The organism is Mycobacterium sp. SMC-15, assembly GCF_045310925.1.
Taxonomy (GTDB): Bacteria; Actinomycetota; Actinomycetes; order Mycobacteriales; family Mycobacteriaceae; genus Mycobacterium.
On sequence record NZ_JBJIAJ010000001.1, the window covers coordinates 527783 to 547518 of the forward strand.

Sequence of the window (19736 nt, forward strand, 5' to 3'; positions counted from 1 at the left end):
ATCAGAACCGGTAGGTCGTGCAACCGACCTCGACACCCGAGCCGACCGCCATGATCAGCGCGACGTCGCCCGGTTTGACCAGGCCGTGCCGGCGGGCGTCGGCGATCTGGTAGGGCAGCGTCGAGGTGAACGGGTCACTGGTCTGGCCCTGTGCCTCGAGGTCGACGAACCGCGAGCGGTCCACACCGATGTGCGCGGCCAGCTCATCGAGGGCCGCACCGGGCAGGTACGGCGGGAACACCAGCGCGATGTCCTCGGGCGCCAGCTGCTCCAGCGTCAGCAATTCCTTGACCGATGACGGCAAGCAGCTCACGTAGATCGCGGCCAGGTTCGGGTCGCGGTCGATCCGCAGCCACATCCGGCCGTCGCGCTCCTGGGTGTAGGTGGCCAGCGCGCCCCGGTACTCCGGGTGGTGACCGAAGACGAACCGGCCGAAGCCTTCTGGCCCATGGCTGGGGCTCAGCATGATCGCCGATCCGGTCTCGGAGATGCCGTTGCGCGGGTAGCCGCTCTCCGGGGTGTTGTTCTCCACTTCGGAGGCCAGCACCATGGCATGTCCGGTCCGTCCGGCACCGATCATGCCGGCCGCGACATGGCAGCCGTTGAGGAAACCGACCGCCCCGTTGAGAACGTCGAACGCGAAGGTCTTGGGGGCGTCCGCGGACTCCGGCTCGGCGTTGATCCCGACCTCGCCGGCCACCAGGGTGGCGACCGCCGGCTCGCTCAGGAAATCGTCGCGGTAGATGCCGGCGTGAATCACCAGCCCGACGTCGGTCCGCTCGACTCCACTGTCGGCCAGGCAGGCGGTGGCGGCGTCGACGGCGAACTGGATGGAGCTGGGCGGTGCCTGCCCCTCGGAGGCAATGCCGATGCCCTCGATGCGCACCCGCGGCGTCGCCGGCAGTTCCCGGCGGGCCCCGCCGGAGCGGCCGCCGCGCGTGCCGTGGCCGGCCTGGCCGCCCGCGGCCCGGCGCATCCGATCAGGCAGATCGTCGAACGTGTAGAGACCGGTCCCGATGGTCTGCCCGGAGCCGGTGATGGACAACACCACGTTGTCGCCGGAATTGATCCGGCCCGCGTTGATGTAGTCATACAGCGCGACGAAATGCGTTGTGGTGGCGGTGTTCCCGCGCTCGGCGAGGTTGCAGATGGTGTTGGCCCGGCTTGCGGCACCGGCACCGAAGACCCGGTTGATGGTCAAGATGGCGTCGTTGATCGACGCCTCGGAGGTCTGGTGCATCAGCAGCTGATCGGCCGTCTCGGGCCGCCATCCGTGCCGCTGCATGACCGCTGCCACATAGGGAACCGAGTGCTTCACCGCGATCGCGGTCTGGGTGACCGAGTCGGTGACCATGATGGCGCCGCCGTGCGGACCTTCGGTGGCCTTGGCGATGCACAGCTTGGCGAATTCGCTGAACGTGGCCAGATCCAGGTCGTGGAAGCCGACCCGGTCGTTGGGTCCGAGCTCGAGCACTACCGCCGCGCCGGCGTCACCGACGGTCAGGCAGGCCAGCCGCGGGTCCATCGCACTTTCGATCTCCTGCTGCGCGGTTTCGGTGATGTGGCTGATGTATTCGCCACTGACCACCAGCGCGTTGCGCACCAGGCCGGTCTTGAGGAAGTCCTGGGCCACGCTGACGCCGGTGAACATGCCCGCGCAGGCGTTGTTGATGTCGAAGCAGACGGCGCCCGTCAGCCCCAGCTGATCACGGAACTGCGAGGCGGTGCTCGGCTCGAAGGTGAACATGTGTTCCGGGCCGTCGCAGCGCGAGATGTTGCACGCGATCACCAGGTCGATCTCTTCGGGGGCGTAGCTCGACCGCGACAGGCAGTCGGTGATCGCCTTGCGGCCCAAGTCGATCGAGAACTCGTCTTGGCCGGCCATCCGTCGGTTCTTGATGCCGGTGAGCCGCTCCAGCGGGATCTTCACCTCGTTGACGCAGTCGGCCAGCACCTGCTCGGTCGACACCGCCCGCGGCGGCAGGTACACGCCAAGGCTCTCGATCACGATGTTGCGCGCCGGACCGTTCTGCACGGGTTTGATCACCGGGGCCGGGGCAGCCTTGGGCACTGGAGCTGCTTGAGGCGCGACCACCGCCGGTTCGGGCTGCGCCGCAGCCTTGGCTGCTGCCGGCTCGGTCTTGGCCGCCCCGCCGATCGGGCCGAACTCGGCGGCCAATTCCGCGACGGTGCCGTAGACGAACAACGACTCCGGCCGCAGTTCCAGGCCGAGCTCCCCCACGCGCACCGCTACTTCCAGCGCCTGGGTGGAGGCACCACCGAGGGCGAAGAAGTCGTCAGTGACGCCGACCCGGTCCACGTCGAGCACCTCACGCCAGATCTCGGCGAGCGCCCGTTCGGTCTCGTCGCGGGGCGCGACGAACTCCACCGGCGCGGCGTCCAGATCTTTGTCCAGGGCGAGCAGCGCCCGCCGATCCACCTTGCCGCTGGCCGACAACGGCAGCAGGTCGCCTGCGTGGAACACCGCGGGAATCATCGCCGCCGGCACCAGGTCCAGCAGGAAGCGACGCAGCTCGGCCGTGCCGGGCATTGCCGCAACTGGCACTACATGTGCGATCAACTGGGTGTTGCCGGACGCGTCTTTGCGTGCCACGACGGCGTTCTCGGCGATACCGGGGTGCTGGGCCAGCGCGGCCTCCACCTCACCGAGCTCAATGCGGAAGCCGTTGATCTTCACCTGGTCGTCGCGGCGGCCCAGGTATTCGATGTTGCCGTCGGGTCGGTAACGGGCCAGGTCGCCGGTGCGGTACAGCAGGGCACCTGGAACGGAACTGAACGGGTCGTCGAGGAACGCCGCCGCGGTGGCCTCGGGCCGGTTCAGGTAGCCGCGGCCCACACCCACGCCGCCGATGTGCAGCTCCCCGGGCACCCCGACCGGAACCGGGTTGCCCGCCGCGTCCAGCAAGTGGATCGCGATGTTGGCGATCGGCCGTCCGATCGGGATGATCGGATCGGTTGTCCCACGCTCACAATGGAAATGGGTGACGTCGATGGCGGCTTCGGTCGGGCCGTACAGGTTGTACAGCTCGGCAGGCAGCGCGGCGAAGAAGCTGTCGCGCAGGTCTGCGGTGAGCGCTTCGCCACTGCAGAACACCTTGCGCAGGCCGGTACAGGAGCCCGACTGAGGTTCTGCCAGGAAGCGGCGCAGCATCGAAGGAACGAAATGCATTGTGGTGACGCGCTGTTCGACAATGGTGCGCGCCAGGTACGCGGCGTCTTTGTGCCCCTCGGGCTTGGCGATCACCACCCGGGCACCGACCGTCAACGGCCAGAAGATCTCCCAGACGAACGGGTCGAAGTTGATCGGGGTCTTATGCAGCACCCGGTCTTCGGCGGTCAGCTGGTAGGCGTCCTGCATCCACAACAGCCGGTTGCGAATGCCGGCGTGACTGTTCAGCGCGCCCTTCGGCGCCCCGGTGGAACCCGAGGTGTACATCAGGTAGGCCAGGTCCGCTGACGTAGCGCCCGCCTCGGGGGCTGTGGCTTCCTCGGCGGGAGCCGTGGAGGGCTGGTCCAGGCACAGTCGGGCACCGGTGAAACCCGTTGGAACGCAGCTCAAATGCGCACGATGGGTGACACAGACCGGGGCCTCGGGGACGTCGGCGAGCATCGCCTCCATCCGGCCGGTGGGCTGCGCGGGATCCAGCGGCAGGAACACGCCGCCGGCCTTGAGGACGCCGAGCAGCGCGATCACCAGATCCTCGGAGCGCTCGAGCAGCACCGGAACCACGGCGGGTCCCGGGCCGGCACCGACACCGAACTGGCGCAACCGGTGTGCCAGGCCGTTGGCCCGCCGGTCCAGTTCGCCGTAGCTGATGTCGCGACCGTCGTAGCTGACCGCGACGGCGTCGGGTGTGCGCGCGGCGCTGGCGGCGACCATCTCGTGCAAGGTCCCAGGGGCCGCCGAAGAAACCGCGTAGTCGACCGCGGTGTCGTTCCAGGCCGCCAGCGTGGCGCGCTCGGCGTCGGTGAGCAGGGTCAGTTGCGAGACCGGAACCTCAGCCGCCCCGGGCTGAGCCAGCCCGGTCAGCAACAACGTGAAGTGCTGCGCAAGAGCCTCGATGGTCGTGGCATCGAACAGGTCGGTGTTGTACTGCAGGGCGAGCTGAAGCTCGTCATCCTGCTCGCCGACCTGCATGGTGATGTCGAACGGTGAGCCGCCCTGGCCGATGTAGAGGGTTTGCAGGTGCAGGATGCCGTCGGATTCGGCCGCATTGACTGTGTTTTCGTCGAACAAACGAACCTGCTGCCAGGCGAACGACACCTGGAACAGCGGGGTGCGCCCGGCGTCACGCACCGGCCGCAGCCGCTCGACGAGCAGGGGCAGCGGGTATTCCTGGTGGCCGATCGCGCCCAGCACGGTGTCTTTGACCTGACCGAGCAGCGCGGCAAAGCTCGGATCGTCACCCACATCGACGCGCAGCGGCAGCGGGTTGGTGACGTAGCCGACCATGCCCATCAGCCCGGCCCGATCGCGGCAGGCGAACGGCGAACCGATGACCAGATCGTCCTGCCCGCTGTAGCGCTGCAGCAGCACCGCATAGGCCGCCAGCAGGGTCATGTAGGGCGTCGCCCCGACGGTCCGCGCCACCTGCTTGATCCCGGCCGTGACCTGGGCGTCGACGCTGAACCGGTGCAGCGCACCGTCGTAGGTCTGGATCGCCGGCCGCGGCCGATCGGTGGGCAGGGCCAGGGTCGGCAGTTCGCCGCCCAGCGTCTGCTGCCAATACTCCCAAAGCCGCTCACCCTCGGGCCCGGCCAGCATCCGGGACTGCTGCGCGGCGTAGTCGACGTAGCGGTCGGCGGTCTCTTCTGGTGGGGTAACGCCGTGTTCGGCGGCGTAGAGCGCACGCAGCTCGTCGAGGATGATGTCGATGGACCAGAAGTCGACGGCGATGTGGTGCACCGTCAGCAGCAGCACGTGGTCGTCGGGCCGCGCCAGCAGGGTCAGCCGCAGCACCGGGCCGGTGCGCAGGTCGAAGGGCCGGTCGATCTCGGCCTGGACCCACTGATCGAGCTCCGCTGCGTCCGCACTGATGCGCTGCGTGGCGATACGCAGCGGCCAGTGCGCGTGGACCAGCGCGACGGGCTGGCCGTCCCGTTCGGTGTAGGTGGTTCGCAGCATCGGGTGCCGGTTCACCAACGCCTGCGCGGCCCGCTCCAGGGCCGGCACATCCAGGCCCCCGTCGATGCGTCCGGCGTAGGCGACGGTGTAGGCCGCACTGTCGGGCGCGAGCCGGTGCATGAACCACATCGAGCGCTGCCCGTAGGACAGCTCGTGTTCGGATGCCGCGTCCTGCGCCTTGGCCCTCAGTAGCTGGGCAAGAAGCTCACGCTTTTTCTCCGGCGACAGGCTGGAGATGTCAGTGGGCACGTCCGGACGATCCGTCACGCGCTGCCCCCATCTTCGGCCATCATCTTCGCCAGCAGCGCATCCACCGCTTCGTCGGACAGCTCGGTGACCTGTGCCAACAGCTCCATCTCCTGCGAGGGGGCCGCGTTGGCGACATCCGGCACCGCCGCCCCGTCGTCAGCCACAACCCGGTCCGTCCCGGCGGCCAGCTGCTCACCAAGCCAGCTGCAAAGACTGACCACGCTCGGCCCGTCCAGCAGCCGGGCAACGGGAACCACGATACCGAGTTCGCGCTCGACCTGGATGCGAAGTTCCAGGGTGATCAGCGAATCCACACCGAGGCTGCTCAGCGGTGCGTGCACGTCCAGGCTGGCCGGAGCCAGGCCCAGCTTGCCGGCAACCAAGTCACGCAGATAGGTCTCCAGCAGCCGCTGGCGCTCCTGGGCGTCGGCAGCCTGCACCGCCTCGAACAGCCCGCTGCCCGACGCCCCGCCGCCCTGGCCGTCAGTGGCCGTGACCTGCAGGTCGCGCAACAGCGGGGACTGTGCGCTCGGGCGCCAGCGCGCCCAGTCGATGTCGAGCACCATCGCTTCGGTCGCGCCATCGGCCATCAGCACCGCCAGCGCCGCGAAGTAGTCCTCGGCCGGCAGCCCTTCAACGCCGTAGTGCGAGAAGTGCCGGTGCAGCTCGGAGTTGGTGAACATACCCAACCCGGCCCAGGGCCCGAAGTTGACGCTCAACGCCGGCCGGCCCGCCGCCCGGCGATGCCAGGCCAGCGCGTCCAGGAAAGCGTTCGCGGCGCCGTAGTTGGCCGCGCCGGGCGAACCCAGCACCGACGCCGCCGAGGAGAACAGCACGAAGAAGTCCAGCTCCGCGTCGGCGGTCAGGGTGTGCAGGTTCCAGGCACCTTGCACCTTGGGCGCCATCACCGCACGCAGCTTCGCCGCGTCCAGGCGCGCCAGAATCGCGTCGTCAACGGTGCCGGCCGCGTGCACCACGCCGCGCAGCGGCGGCATGGACGCAGCGATGGTGGCCAGTGCCGCGGCAACGTCGGCGGACTTGGTGACATCGCCTTGTGCGACGGTCACCTGCGCGCCGGCGGCTCGCAGCTGATCCAGCGTCGCCTGCGCCGCGGCCGAGGGCGCGCTGCGACCCATCAGGACCAGGTGGCGGGCACCGCGCTCGACCAGCCAGCCGGCCACCTTGCCGCCGACCGCCCCGAGGCCGCCGGTGACCAGGTAAGTGGCTTGGTCGTGGATGTCACTGCCGCGCAGCTCACCCGCCGCCTCCGACGGAGCCGTGTAGGGCTCCAGCCGGGCGACATAGCGGCGATGGCCGCGCAGGGCCACGTCCGTCTCGGGGTTGTCCGACCAGATCTCGCTGAACAGGCCGCGCAGTTCTTCGGGTCCGCCGTCGGCCGCCAGGTCGACGCCGGTGGCGTGCAGCTCGGGGTATTCGTGATCGAGGGAACGGCCGAGCCCCCAGACCGGAGCCTGGCCGACCGACAGGGCCCCAAGGCCGGCTTCGTCCCCGGCCGGCTGCGCCCCGCGCGTCACCAGCCACAGCCTCGGCGATTCCGGCCAACCGGCCAGGGTCAGCGCCTGGATCAGGTGGACCACGCTCAGCGATCCGACGTCGGTGGCCGTCGCCAGCGACTCTTCGGTGGTGTCAGCCGGCGCGGCGGCCAGCAGGTTCCACAGGTGCACCACTCCGCGGCAGTGCGGCCGGTCGCCGCCGAACGCTGCGCGCAGCAGCTCGGCGAAGTGTTCCGGACGGGCTGGATCGACCCGGTAGCTGTCGGCGCTCACCCGCTCGATCTCGGCAAGCCCGACGACCGGTTCCACCAACACGCAGGACTGCGACTGCGCCTCGAGGTGGTCCCGCAAGGTGTCGGCGACCGCGCCATCGGACAGGATCAGCCAGCTGCCGGGCTCGGCGGGCCGGCCCTCGCTGTCGGTCGCCAAAGAGGCCGGCTGCCAGCGCATCCGGTAGCTCCGGTCCCGGGGGTCCACGGCCGCGGTGATGACGGTCGGCGCGTGCGACTGCTCGGCAGACAGGGTTCCGGTGGCCAGCAGCGACCAGTCGGCACCGGCGCTGCCATAGCAGTCGAAAGCGTCGCCGGTCAGGGCGAACTGCACGGTGCGTGCCTGGTCCAGACCGTCACGCAGGCTCAGCTCGGCGACCGACCGCGTGCCGGGGCCGAACGCGACCTCGGCCGCGGCCAGAGCCAGCTCGGCCAACTGCTCGGCCGACAGCGCCGCAGTGGTCACGTCGATCTCGGCCAGCACCGTTGCAGGCTGCGCGGCCGACCGGATCGGTCCGCGCCAGCCACCGCCGTGGCCGCCGGCGCCGCCTCGCCGCGGCGCCGCGATCGATCCGGCGTTGAGCCAGGAGTGCACCCGCTGCCAGGGATAGGTCGGAGCCGGAACGCAGCGGCTGCCTTGGGGGTAGATCTGCTCCCAGGCCACCCGGTGCCCCAGGGTGTAGAGGGTGCCCAGCGAGCCCAGCATGGTGGAGCGGCCGCCGTCATCGCGGCGCATCGAGGGCAGCAGGGTGGCGCTGCGGTGCACATGCTCGGCGTCCTCGCGGGCTCCGGTCAGCAAGATGGGATGCGGGCTGAGTTCGACGAAGGTGTTGTGTCCGGTCTCGAGCAGCCGCCGCAGCGCCGGCGAGAACCGCACCGGCGAGCACAGGTTCGCCACCCAATAGTCGGCGTCCAGCAGCTTGGAGCCCACCAGTTCCCCGGTGACCGTCGAATACATCGGCACCGTCGGCACGGTCGGCTTCAGCTTCACCAGGCTGCCGCGCAGGCCGGCGCCGAGGGCCTCCATCTGCGGGCTGTGCGAGGCGACGTCGACGTCGATCCAGCGGCAGAACCGGTCCCGCTGCTGCAGTTTGGTCATCAGCGCTTCGAGCACCTTGCGCTCGCCGGCGAGCACCGTCGAGCGGTAGCTGTTGCTCGCGGCGACGGCCACCTGCTGCTCGTGGCCGGCGATGAGCTCCTGCGCTTCGGCCATCGTGGTCTCGGTGACCATCATCGCCCCGCGGCCACGTACGCCACGCAGCATCCGGGCGCGGGCGCAGATCACCCGGGCGGCGTCATCGAGACTCAGCGCGCCCGCGACGTGGGCGGCCGCGGCCTCGCCGAGGCTGTGCCCGACGACAGCGGCGGGCTCGACACCCCAAGACCGCCACAGCGCCGCCAGCGCCACCTGAATGGCGAAGATCGTCGGCTGCAGGATGCCGATGTCTTTGAGCTTGGAACGCTCCTCAGGACCGTCCTGCGCGGCCAGTTCCTTGAGGATCGAGTGCCCCAAATGCGGGAACAGCGCGTTGTCGCAGGCGGCCAGGGCGTCGGCGAACACCGGCTCGTCGGCCTGCAGTTGTCGCGCCATTCCGTGCCACTGCGAGCCCTGGCCGGAGAACACGAACGTGACACCCGGGCCGGGCCGGCTCGGCACACAGTGGCCCACCGACAATCCGGGCCGTGACTCGCCCTGCCGGTACGCCGAGAGCGACTCGAACATCGCCGCCGGGGTGTCACCGACCACCGAGAGCCGGTAGTCGTGGTGGCCGCGGCGGGCACCGGCGGTGTAGCACAAGTCGGTCAGCGCGGCGCCGCCCATCAAACCGCCCGAGAACAAAGCCATCTCGTACTCGCCGACCAACGCGGTCAGCGCCTCCGGCGATCGTGCGGACAGCGCCAGCAGTTCGGCGCGCGGTGCCGCGGTGTCGTCGTAGTAGCTGCTGCGGGCCTGCGGGGCCTCGGTGAGCACGACGTGGGCGTTGGTGCCGCCGAAGCCGAACGAGCTGACCCCGGCGATCGCCCGGCTGCCTGACGGCCACGGGGTCAGCTTCTGGACCACCTCCAGCGGCAGGCGGTCGAATCCGATGTGCGGGTTGGGCTCGGTGTAGTTCAGGCTGGCCGGGATCTCCCGGTGCTGCAACGACAGCGCCACCTTGATCAGGCCGGCGATACCGGCCGCCGCCTCCAGGTGGCCGATGTTGGTCTTGACCGAGCCGACCAGGCAGCGACTGCCCTCCGGTCGGCCTTCGGCCAGTGCGGCGCCCAAGGCGTTGGCCTCGATGGCATCGCCGATCGATGTCCCGGTGCCGTGCGCCTCGACGTACTGGACCGCGCCAACCGGCAGGCCCGCCCGGCGGAACGACTCGGCGACCACGCCCTCCTGCGCCCGCCCGCTGGGAGCGATCAGGCCGTTGGTCCGGCCGTCGGAGTTGGTGGCACTGCCGCGGATCACCGCGTAGACCGGGTCGTTGTCCTCCAGCGCCTTGCTGAGCGGCTTGAGCACGACCACGCCGGCGCCCTCGCCGCGGACATAGCCGTCGGCGTCGGCGTCGAACGTCTTGCAACGGCCGTCGGGCGCCATCACCCGAGCCTTGGAAAAGTTGATCGCCAGTGCCGGCGACAGGATCACGTTCACCCCGGCCGCCAGCGCCATGTTGCATTCACCGTCACGCAGGCTGCGGCACGCCAAGTCGACGGCGACCAGCGACGACGAGCAGGCGGTGTCGATCGACATGCTCGGCCCGTGGAAGTCGAACGTGTACGACAGCCGGTTGGCGGCGATGCTCAGCGCGTTGCCGGTGCCGGTGTAGGCGTCGACGAGCTGCGGCTGACCCAGCCGCAGGAAGCCGTAGTCATTGGTGGAGATGCCGACGAAGACGCCGGTGCGGCTGCCGGCCAGCTCGTCTGGCACCTGGCCGGCGTCTTCCAGCGCCTCCCACGCCACCTCGAGCAGCAATCGCTGCTGCGGGTCCATCTGGGCCGACTCGCGCGGCGAGATCCCGAAGAACTGGAAATCGAACTGGTCGACCTGGCCCAGGAAGCCGCCGCGGCGGGTGACCGCGGTACCCGGAACCGACGGGTCGGGGTTGTAGAAGGCGTCGACGTCCCACCGGTCGGCCGGGACGTCACTGGTGGCGTCCGCACCGCCCGAGAGCAGCCGCCAGAAACCCTCGGGCCCATCAGCGCCCGGGAAGCGGCAGCCGATACCGACGATCGCGATCGGCTCGTCGGCGGCGGGCCGCTCGGTGCGCTCGGCAGCAGCCCCGGCGCTCGGGGCCGCCGGCGTCTTTGCAGCGACCCGGGCCAGATGCGCCGACAGGATGTCGATCGACGGGTATTCGTAGGCGACGGTGGGGGCCAGTTCGAAGCCCAGCCACGTCTCGAGGGCGCTGGAGAGCCGGACCGCGTGGATGGAGTCCAGTCCGTAGAACGCGAACGGCTTGGCCGGATCGATCTCGGCCAGCGGCAGCTCGAGGTCTTGCGACAGTCGCTCGATGAGCCAGGCGCTGATCTCGGACGCGCTGTGGGCGCCCGACTCGGTTCGCTCCGCCACCGGGGCCGGCTCGGCCTGGGCTTGCGGCTGCGCGGTGGCGGCCGCCGACGGCCACTGGGCCACCACCGGCAGTTCGCCGTCGAGGTACTGCTGTTTGCACGCACTGCGCTGGATCTTGCCGCTGGAGGTGGTGGGCAGCTGCAACGGCTGGACCAGCACGACGGCGTGGGTGCGGACCGAATGGTTCTGCGTGACCGCGGTGCGGATGACCTGCATGGCCTCGTCGGCCTGTTCGCCACTCAGCCGGCTCGGGTCCACTTCCTGAACCACGACCAGTTGCTCGGCCGCACCCGGTTCCGGGGCGATCGAGAACACCGCACCGCGGCCGCGCAGCAGCGCCGGGTCGGTGTTCTGAACGGTCAGCTCGATGTCGTTGGGGTAGTGGTTGGTGCCCCGGATGATGATCAGGTCTTTACGACGACCGGTGACGAACAATTCCCCGGAATGCAGGAATCCCAGGTCGCCGGTGCGCAGGAACGGGCCCTCACCGGTGTCGGCCAGCGTCGCGGCGAACGTCTCCGCGGACAGTTCCGGGGCGCCCCAGTAGCCGTGCGCGACGCTGCCGCCGGACACCCAGATCTCGCCGACCTGGTCGCCGGCGCACTCCAACCGGGTCTCGGGGTCGACGATGATCACCCGCTGGCCGCCGCGTGGCTTGCCGCAGCCGACCATGGTCGCCACGTTCGGATCGTCGGCGGCGACATCGATCACCCGGTTGTCGCCGAGCGCGACCCGGTCCACGTGCTGCACCATCGGCACCGGCAGGTCCGACCCGCCGGACACCAGCAGGGTGCCCTCGGCCAGTCCGTAGACGGGGTAGAACGACTGGGGCCGGAAGCCGGCCGGTGCGAACAACTCGGCGAACCCGTCCAGGGTGGCGGTGCGCACCGGTTCGGCACCACACAACGCTACCGACCAGTTGGACAGGTCCAGCGCCGCGCGCTCCTGCGGAGTGCTCAGCTCGACGCACAGGTCGAACGCGAAGTTCGGCGCGGCGGTGATCATGGCGCGATGCCGCGAGATGGCCTCCAGCCACCGCATCGGGCGTTTGATGAACGCCGTGGGCGGCATCAGGATCGAATGCCCGCCGACGTACATCGTGCCCAGCAATCCGCCGATCAGACCCATGTCGTGGTACGGCGGCAGCCAGAACACGCCGGTCACGTACGGCATGTTGGGATTCGCGCCCCAGGCCTCGGCGATGGTCGCCATGTTGTGCACCAGGTTGCCGTGGGTTAGCACGACTCCCTTGGGTGCGCTGGTCGACCCGGAGGTGTACTGCAGCATTGCGATGCTGTCGCCGTCGATCTGCGGCGCCACCCAGGCCGCCTCGCTGCTCGTGGCGTCGATGTCGGTGATGGTCCAGCGCAGTGCCTGCCCGCCGGGTAGGCCGTCGATCGCGGGCTTGATCTTGGGTTCGATCTCGCTGGTGGTCAGCGCGTAGCCGGGCTGGACATCAGCGATGATCGACTCGACACGCGGCAGCAGGTGTTCGCGCATCGGCGGATGCACCGGGATCGCGATGGCTCCGGCGTACAGACAGCCGAAGAAGCTGGCGATGAAGTCCAGCCCCGGGGGACACAACACCAGCACGCGTTGCCCGGACGCGCCCTGCCCCTGCAGGTCAGCGGCGATCTGGCGGGCGCGCCGGTCCAACTCGCCGTAGGTCGCCTGGCTGATTTCGTGCTCATCGCCGTCACGCGAGAAGGTGAAAGCCAAGTTCTCGCCGTACTGCGCCGCACGCTGCGTCAGCAGATCAACCAGCGTGCGCAAGGTGTGCGCCGTGTCGTCCGGCCCGCTCATCGATCGCGTCTCCCGTGTAACTGACGAAGTGTGGATTGGGCCCAAGGATTCCCACAGGCAACCTTGATTAAGGTTACCTTAAGAAGTCGGACGTCCAATTCGCGTAATTTTCGGCGACGACGACCCCGCCGAGCAAGTTAGGAGACCCCACCAAGGGGCTACCGGGGAGTGCCGCGGATTCAGCCCTCCAGCTTGTACCCGAGTCCGCGCACGGTAACCAGGTGCACCGGATTGGCAGGATCGGACTCGATCTTGGACCGAAGTCGTTTGACGTGGACATCCAATGTCTTGGTGTCGCCGACGTAATCCGCACCCCAGACCCGGTCGATCAACTGGCCGCGGGTCAGCACGCGGCCGGTGTTGCGCATCAGGTATTCGAGCAGGTCGAACTCCTTGAGCGGCAAGGTAATCTGCTCGCCGTTCACCATGACGACGTGCCGTTCGACGTCCATGCGCACCGGGCCGGACTCCAGCACACCCTCGCCCACGCCGCCCTCGTCGTCACCGCCGCGGCGCAGCACCGCCCGGATCCGGGCGATCAGCTCGCGGGCCGAATACGGCTTCGTCACGTAGTCGTCGGCGCCCAATTCCAGGCCGACGACCTTGTCGATCTCGCTGTCGCGGGCAGTGACCATAATCACCGGCACACTCGAACGCGCGCGCAGCTGCTTGCAGACGTCGGTGCCCGACATCCCCGGCAACATCAGATCCAGCAGCACGATGTCGGCGCCGGCCCGGTCGAATTCAGCCAGGGCGGCGGTTCCGTCGCCCACCACGGTGGCCTCGAAACCCTCTTTACGCAGCAAAAATGCCAACGGGTCGGCCAGTGATTCCTCGTCCTCAACGATCAAGACATGTGTCATCGACGCCGTCCCTCCCCGTAGCTACCCTCTGCGTCATCGACAGTGGGTCTCATCACTGCTCCTCCTTCTCTGGGTCCACACTGCCTTGGTATGCGGGAATCGCCAAGGTAAACGTCGAACCGGTGCCCGGCTGGCTCCACAACGTGATGGTGCCGTTGTGGTTGGCCGCCACGTGCTTGACGATCGCCAACCCCAGCCCGGTGCCCCCGGTGGCCCGCGAGCGGGCCTTGTCGCTGCGGAAGAACCGTTCGAACACGCGCTGCTGATCCTTGGGCGCAATGCCGATGCCACGGTCGGTCACGGCGATCTCGATGACCCCTTCCCGGCGACGCCGGCTGATCGAAACCGGTGAACCGTGCGGTGAGTAGGCGATCGCATTGGACACCAGGTTGGCCAGCGCGGTGACCAGCAGTGGTTCGTCGCCGAGCACACGCAGCCCGCTAGGGGCATCGGTGGTGATGGTGATCTCGGCGTTGTCGGCGGCCACCTTGTGCCGGGAGATCGCCTCGTTGACCACCGCGTCGACGTCGACGACGCCCAGGTCCGGCAGTGGGTCGGCGCCCTGCAACCGGGACAGTTCGATCAACTCACCGATCATGCTGGCGAGCCGGTTGGCCTCCACCAGCACTCGCTCGGCGAACGGCCGCACCGCTTCGGGGTCGTCGGCCGACGCCAGCAGTGCTTCGGCGAGCAGCCCCATCGCCCCCACCGGGGTCTTGAGTTCATGGCTGACGTTGGCCACGAAGTCGCGCCGGCTGGCCTCCATGCGGGCCTGCTCGGACTGATCGTCGACGATCACCACCGCGAACCGGCGGTCCTCCTCCGACAGCATGCGGGCATAGCCGCGCACCGCGGACAGATCCGACCGGGTGGCCCCGGGCGCCCGCTTGGCCACCGTCAGGTCGAAGACGACTTCCTCGTCGCCGGCCAGCGCGCGTTGTGCGGCCACCCAGGCCTCGTCGTCGAGCAACCGGCCGTGCACCAGTCCCAGCTCGGTGGCGCGCTCGTTGAGGTAGACGACGTCGCGGTGGGAGTCGACGACCGCGATCCCCAGCGAGGCGTGCGAAACGATCTGCTGCAGCATCTCCGCGACGGTGATCCCGGACCGTTCGGTCGCCGCCTTGCGGCGCCGCTCAGCCAGCCGCGGCGACAGCCAAACGCCGGCCGCCACGCCCGCCGCCAGGGCAGGAATCGCCGACGCTGCAGCAAGCGTCAGCGCCGAGGTCGCAGCCACGGCAAAATCGTACGCAGTCCGGCACCGTGAGCTGACCAGCGTTCGACCGTGACGTGCGCCGAATGTGAATTCAACGCGAAGATTTCACCCGGGCTCCACCCTGTATTCACACTGGGCGAGCCTAAAACCGCTACTTGGCGCCCTGGCTGGCCACCGCTGCCGCCCCGGCGGCGGCCGCCTCCGGGTCCAGATAGACGCCGCCGGCAACCTTCGGGCGCAGGTCGGCATCCAAGTCGTAGCGCAACGGGATGCCGGTCGGGATGTTCAGCCCGACCACGTCCTCGTCGGACATTCCGTCGAGGTATTTCACCAGCGCCCGCAACGAGTTGCCGTGCGCCGCGATCATCACCGTCTTGCCGCACCGCAGGTCCGGGATGACGACATCGGTGAAGTACGGCAGGAAGCGCGCCACCACGTCGGCCAGGCATTCGGTCAGCGGGCCGCCGCCGATGTCGGCGTAACGGGCATCGGTGTCCTGGCTGTAGCGGCTGCCGGCCTCGATCGGCGGCGGCGGAGTGTCGTAGCTGCGCCGCCACGTCATGAACTGGTCGTCGCCGTAGCGCGCTTTGGTGGCGGCCTTGTCCAGGCCCTGCAACGCGCCGTAGTGGCGCTCGTTGAGCCGCCAGGTGCGGTGCACCGGGATCCAGTGCCGGTCAGCGGCGTCCAGCGCCAGGTTCGCGGTGGTGATCGCCCGGCGCAGTAGCGAGGTGTAGAGCACGTCCGGCAGCAGGTTGTGCTCAACCAGCAACTCACCGGCACGGACTGCCTCGGTACGGCCCTTGTCGGTCAGGTTGACGTCCATCCAACCGGTGAACTGGTTGCTGGCGTTCCATTCGCTTTCGCCGTGGCGCAGCAGCACCAGGGTGGCAGTGTCAGACATGGGCGTCAGTGTCTCACGGGCACCAATGCGGGTTACCTTCGAAGGAAGGTCCGGTGACCGGGATCGGGGGTGTGCTGGTGCAGCTTCCTTGCTTGCGGCCGGTCCGCCACCTCCTCGCCGCCGCACTGCTGACGATCGCGGCGGTGGGGCTGACCGTGGCATCTCCGGAAGCGGCCGCCAAGCCGTGCGCCGACGTCGAGGTGATCTTCGCCCGCGGTAGCGACGAGCCGCCCGGCGTCGGCAAGGTCGGGCAGGCATTCGTCGACGCCCTGCGCTCCGCGCTCACCGATCGGTCGATGGTGGTGTATCCGGTCAACTACGCCGCCGCCAGCGGTTTTTCCAGCGGTCTCGATTTCGACCGAAGCGTGATCGCCGGGATCCGCGACGAGGTCAGCCACATCGAGTGGACGGCGCTGGACTGTCCGGATACCCAGATCGTGCTGGGCGGCTACTCCCAGGGCGCGGCCGTCACCGGCTATGCGACAGCGCAGTCGGTGCCGGCCGGGTTGCCGGACGAGCTGGTGCCGGATCTACCGCGACCGATGCCTGAGGTGGTGGCCGACCACGTCGCGGCGGTGATCCTGTTCGGGAAGCCGTCGGCCACGTTCATCCGGCGCTACGACGCGCCGCAGGTCAGGGTCGGCCCGCTCTACGCGGCCAATACCCGCGAGTATTGCGCTCACAATGACGCCGTCTGCGACGGCACCGACGGCCTCCCGCTCGGGCATATGGATTACCCGACGAACGGCATGCCGGCCGATGCCGCGGCGTTCGCCGCCCGCCGCATCGAAACCAACTCAGATCGAGGCGTCACCCTGCACTGATCGGTCGCTGACGAGACCAGAACCCGTCGCAATACCCGCAGTGCTTCAACCTGCGTTGTCGGCGTCACCGTCGCTGTCGATCAAATGCTCGAACGCCCGCAGGTTCTTCAGCGACTGCCCGGTGGACACCCGCCACTCCCATTCCTTCTGGATCGAGGTGGCAAATCCCAACTCCAGCAACGTATTGAAGTCGAAGTCGACGGCTTCGAGCACCTGCCCGAGCACCCGGTCGATCTCCTCGGCGGTCACCGACGTCAGCGCCATCCGGCCGACCAGGTAGATGTCGCCGACGTTGTCCAAGGTGTAGGCCACCCCGTACAGCCGGCGGTTGCGCTTGAGCAGGTAGCGGTAGACCCCGGCGTGGTTCTCGTCGGGCTGACGACAGACGAACGCCTCCACGCGCACCGAGTGCTCGCCGATGCTGAGGATGGTGTTGGTCTTGAGTTTGCGCTCGCCGGGCAATTCCACGATCAGCCCCGGCAGCCCGCCGTGGGAGCCCGGCGTCGGCGAGTAGGTCAGCTCGGCCGCCTGCAGCGTGCTCTCGATGAGCTCCTGGACGTCGCCGCGGTTCACGCGCGTGCCCCGCGCCGAGTCGGCCAGCGGCGGGGCCGGCGCGTCGCTCCGAGCACCCGCATCCGCCCACCCCGGGCCGAGCCGAAGTCTTCGATCGCATGGGTGTAGCTGGCCAACTGGGCGTCCACGGTGCGCTCCCAGGAGAACTGCGTCGCGTGGCTGACCGCGGCCCGGCGCATCGCCCAACCGCGGGGCCCGGAACTCAGCCGCAGCAGCTCGTCGAGGGCGCTCGCCCACGCCTCGATCCCGTGCCCGTCGACCAGTCGCCCGGTGACCCCGTCGCGCACCGCCACCGGCAATCCACCGACGGCCGCGGCGACCACCGGCGTCCCGCACGCCTGTGCCTCCAACGCGACCAGACCGAACGATTCGGAGTAACTGGGCACCGCCACCAGGTCGGCGGCCTGGAACAGCGTCGCCAGATCCTCGCGGGACTGCGGCGGCAGGAACGTCACCCGGTCACTGATACCCAGTTCGGCCGCCAGCCGAACCAGACCGCCCGGCGCCGCCAATCCGCTGCTGCCCGATGGTCCGCCGGCCACCACCACACGAACCCCGGGCAGTTTCGCGGCCGCCCGCAGCAGGACGTCGGGCGCCTTGAGCGGCTGGATCCGGCCGACGAACGCCACGATCGGTTCGGTCGGCGACAACCCCAACGCCTCCCGGGCCACCAGCTTGTCGCCGGGCCGGAACACCTGCAGGTCGACGCCCGGGTGCGCCACGTCGATCCGGCGCGGGTCCGCCTCGTGCAGTGCGATGAGTTGCTGCGCTTCGTCGTCGGTGTTGACGATCAACCGGTCCGCGGCATCGACGACCTGCTGCTCACCGACCGTGCGCAGCGGCGGCTCCGGGGTGTCCCCGGCGGCCAGGGCGGCGTTCTTCACCCCGGCCAGGGTGTGTGCGGTGTGCACCAGCGGCACCGCCCACCGATCCGCAGCCAACCAGCCGACCTGACCCGACAGCCAGTAGTGCGAATGCACGACGTCGTAGTAACCGGGCTCGTGGGCTGCCTCGGCGCGCAGCACCCCGGCGGCGAACGCGCACAGCTGAGTGGGCAGGTCGTTCTTGTCCAGACCCTCGAACGGCCCGGCCACCACGTTGCGCACCAGGACGCCGGGCGCGACGTGGGCCACCGGCGGATCGGCCGACGACGTGGCGCGGGTGAACACTTCCACGGCCACCCCGCGGCGCGCCAGATGCAGCGCGCTCTGCAGGACGTAGACGTTCATTCCGCCGGCATCGCCGGTGCCGGGTTGAGCCAGCGGCGAGGTGTGTACCGACAGCAGCGCTACCCGGTGCACGTCGGATCGGATGCCTCCGCCCCCTCCGATGCCATAGCCCACCCCGCCATCTTTACAGGTCCGATCAGGCGGACACGTCCGGGACCACGCGGGCGACCGGACCGCGGGAGCGGCGCATCGCGCCGACCGGATCGGCGTAGAGCCCGCCCAGTGACACCGTGCCGGCACCGGCTTCCTGGACCCGGTTGCCGAACGCGGTCACCCGCAGGCTCCGTCCCGACAGCACCGAACGCTGCGTGAACGCCCGCTCCACCTCGGCCATGCCCTCCGGGTATTCGGTGAACCCCTGGCCGCCGACCACCAGGTCATCGGGGTTGAGTACGTCACGCAACAGCGCCACCGCTTCGCCCAGCGCACGGGCCCGCTCGGTCAGCAGTGCCACCGCCCGCTGGTCGCCGCCGCGCGCCTCGCGCACCAGAGTGGTCACCGCCGCCGACACCGCCCCGCTGCCCTCCGGAAGGAGCCGTAGCCGGCGAGCCGCGGCCAGCACCGCCTCATCGCTGACGGTTGATTCCAGATGCCCGGAGCCCCCGAGCAGCTCCGAATACACCGGCAGGCCGGCGATCGTGCCGGGACCGCTGGCCGGGCTGTGCACCCGCCCGCCGATCACCAGGGCGTAGCCGACCGTTTCCCGGGCATAGACGTAAAGGCTGGTGGTGCTGTTCGCCGTCGGCCGCCGCACCCCGAACAGCAGTTCCGCCCCGGCCATCGCGTCCACGTGGGAGGCCACCGACACCGGCAGGCCCAGCTCCTCGGCCAGCACCGGCCCGACCGGCGCCGCGGTCCAGCCCAGCCGCGGGTGATCGACATGGCCTGTGGCCCCGTCCACCGCGCCACCGGTCGCCACCCCGACCCACAGCGGCCGGCGCTTCTGCCAGCGGGTCAGATACCGGCTGGCGCTGGCCGCCAGCGACGCCAGCGCCGCCGTCGCACCATTGTTCGGGGTCGGGGTCTCGACGACGTCCAGGGTGCGGCCGAGCAGGTCGGTGGCCACGATGCTGGTGGTCTTGGCCCCGATGTGCAGGCCCAGGGTGAGGAACGGTTCGTGGTTGACCACCACCGGCCGACGCGGCCGCCCGATCGCCCCGGACGTGGCCAAGTCGGCACGCTCCAGCAGCAATCCGGCTTCCAGCAGGGCACTGACCTGGCGGTTGACGGTGGCGACGCTCAGCGAGGTGGCGCCGGCGATGGCCTCACGGGCGACCGGGCCGTGCTGGCGTACCGCGGCGAAGACTTCGGCACCGGCACTGTCGGCCAGTTGCAGGGCCGGGGCTACCACGCGCGGGTGGGAGCGGAGCCGGCCGTTCCGGTGGCTGGCCAGGTGAGCGGTGAGAGAGGTAGTACGCACGCGATGTCCTTGTCTGGAGAAAAATCCCAATACGGGCCGTTTACGCCTACGACCCGGCGGATTCTCCTAAGGAGCGCTACTCGCAGCAGGTCAGGCGCAGCAACATGCGCGACAACACGCGCCGTGGGCGACCAGACAGACCGCTGTCAGAAAGCGGGCACTGCGAGACATAGCTG

Annotated in this window: 9 protein-coding genes; 1 reads left to right on the forward strand and 8 read right to left on the reverse strand. The window is 69.4% G+C overall.

The genetic code is table 11. The annotated features are described in order from the left end of the window. Nucleotide 1: 1 nt before the first annotated feature. The 5 genes from ACJH71_RS02545 to ACJH71_RS02565 form a co-directional block, all read right to left on the reverse strand. Nucleotides 2-5413, reverse strand: coding sequence for an amino acid adenylation domain-containing protein (locus tag ACJH71_RS02545; RefSeq protein WP_406756445.1), 5412 nt, complete (start codon nucleotides 5411-5413; stop codon nucleotides 2-4). Further along, nucleotides 5410-12537 carry an SDR family NAD(P)-dependent oxidoreductase gene (locus tag ACJH71_RS02550; RefSeq protein WP_406756446.1) on the reverse strand — a complete coding sequence of 2376 codons (7128 nt, stop codon included), beginning with the start codon at nucleotides 12535-12537 and terminating at the stop codon, nucleotides 5410-5412. The genes ACJH71_RS02545 and ACJH71_RS02550 overlap by 4 nt, the downstream gene beginning before the upstream one ends. Nucleotides 12538-12716: 179 nt before the next feature. Next, nucleotides 12717-13400: a winged helix-turn-helix domain-containing protein gene (locus ACJH71_RS02555; protein ID WP_406756447.1), complete on the reverse strand. Its 684-nt coding sequence runs from the start codon at nucleotides 13398-13400 to the stop codon at nucleotides 12717-12719. A 52-nt stretch (nucleotides 13401-13452) separates the two neighbouring features. Then, nucleotides 13453-14634, reverse strand: coding sequence for a sensor histidine kinase (locus tag ACJH71_RS02560; RefSeq protein ID WP_406756448.1), 1182 nt, complete (start codon nucleotides 14632-14634; stop codon nucleotides 13453-13455). A gap of 130 nt (nucleotides 14635-14764) precedes the next feature. Continuing rightward, complete coding sequence (locus tag ACJH71_RS02565; RefSeq protein ID WP_406756449.1) at nucleotides 14765-15514, reverse strand: phosphoglyceromutase; 750 nt, start codon at nucleotides 15512-15514, stop codon at nucleotides 14765-14767. A gap of 53 nt (nucleotides 15515-15567) precedes the next feature. Here ACJH71_RS02565 and ACJH71_RS02570 point away from each other — a divergent pair, with 53 nt between their 5' ends. Beyond that, nucleotides 15568-16338 (forward strand): cutinase family protein, encoded by a 771-nt coding sequence (locus ACJH71_RS02570; RefSeq protein WP_406756450.1) that lies wholly within the window; start codon nucleotides 15568-15570, stop codon nucleotides 16336-16338. A 45-nt stretch (nucleotides 16339-16383) separates the two neighbouring features. Here ACJH71_RS02570 and ACJH71_RS02575 read toward each other — a convergent pair whose 3' ends face one another. The 3 genes from ACJH71_RS02575 to ACJH71_RS02585 are packed head-to-tail and all read right to left on the reverse strand — an operon-like array spanning nucleotide 16384 to nucleotide 19560. Next, nucleotides 16384-16911 carry a YbjN domain-containing protein gene (locus ACJH71_RS02575; RefSeq protein ID WP_406756451.1) on the reverse strand — a complete coding sequence of 176 codons (528 nt, stop codon included), beginning with the start codon at nucleotides 16909-16911 and terminating at the stop codon, nucleotides 16384-16386. After that, nucleotides 16908-18254, reverse strand: a complete 1347-nt coding sequence (gene mshA, locus ACJH71_RS02580; RefSeq protein ID WP_406756452.1) for a D-inositol-3-phosphate glycosyltransferase — start codon at nucleotides 18252-18254, stop codon at nucleotides 16908-16910. Before mshA ends, ACJH71_RS02575 begins: the two co-directional genes overlap by 4 nt. A 22-nt stretch (nucleotides 18255-18276) precedes the next feature. Beyond that, nucleotides 18277-19560 carry an ROK family protein gene (locus ACJH71_RS02585; RefSeq protein ID WP_406756453.1) on the reverse strand — a complete coding sequence of 428 codons (1284 nt, stop codon included), beginning with the start codon at nucleotides 19558-19560 and terminating at the stop codon, nucleotides 18277-18279. Between the last annotated feature and the right edge of the window lie 176 nt (nucleotides 19561-19736).

Bases quoted from the DNA above. Each gene is read 5' to 3' on its own strand.
- ACJH71_RS02550 (WP_406756446.1), bottom strand. From the start codon at position 12,537: ATGAGCGGGCCGGACGACACGGCGCACACCTTGCGCACGCTGGTTGAT.
- ACJH71_RS02555 (WP_406756447.1), bottom strand. From the start codon at position 13,400: ATGACACATGTCTTGATCGTTGAGGACGAGGAATCACTGGCCGACCCG.
- ACJH71_RS02565 (WP_406756449.1), bottom strand. From the start codon at position 15,514: ATGTCTGACACTGCCACCCTGGTGCTGCTGCGCCACGGCGAAAGCGAA.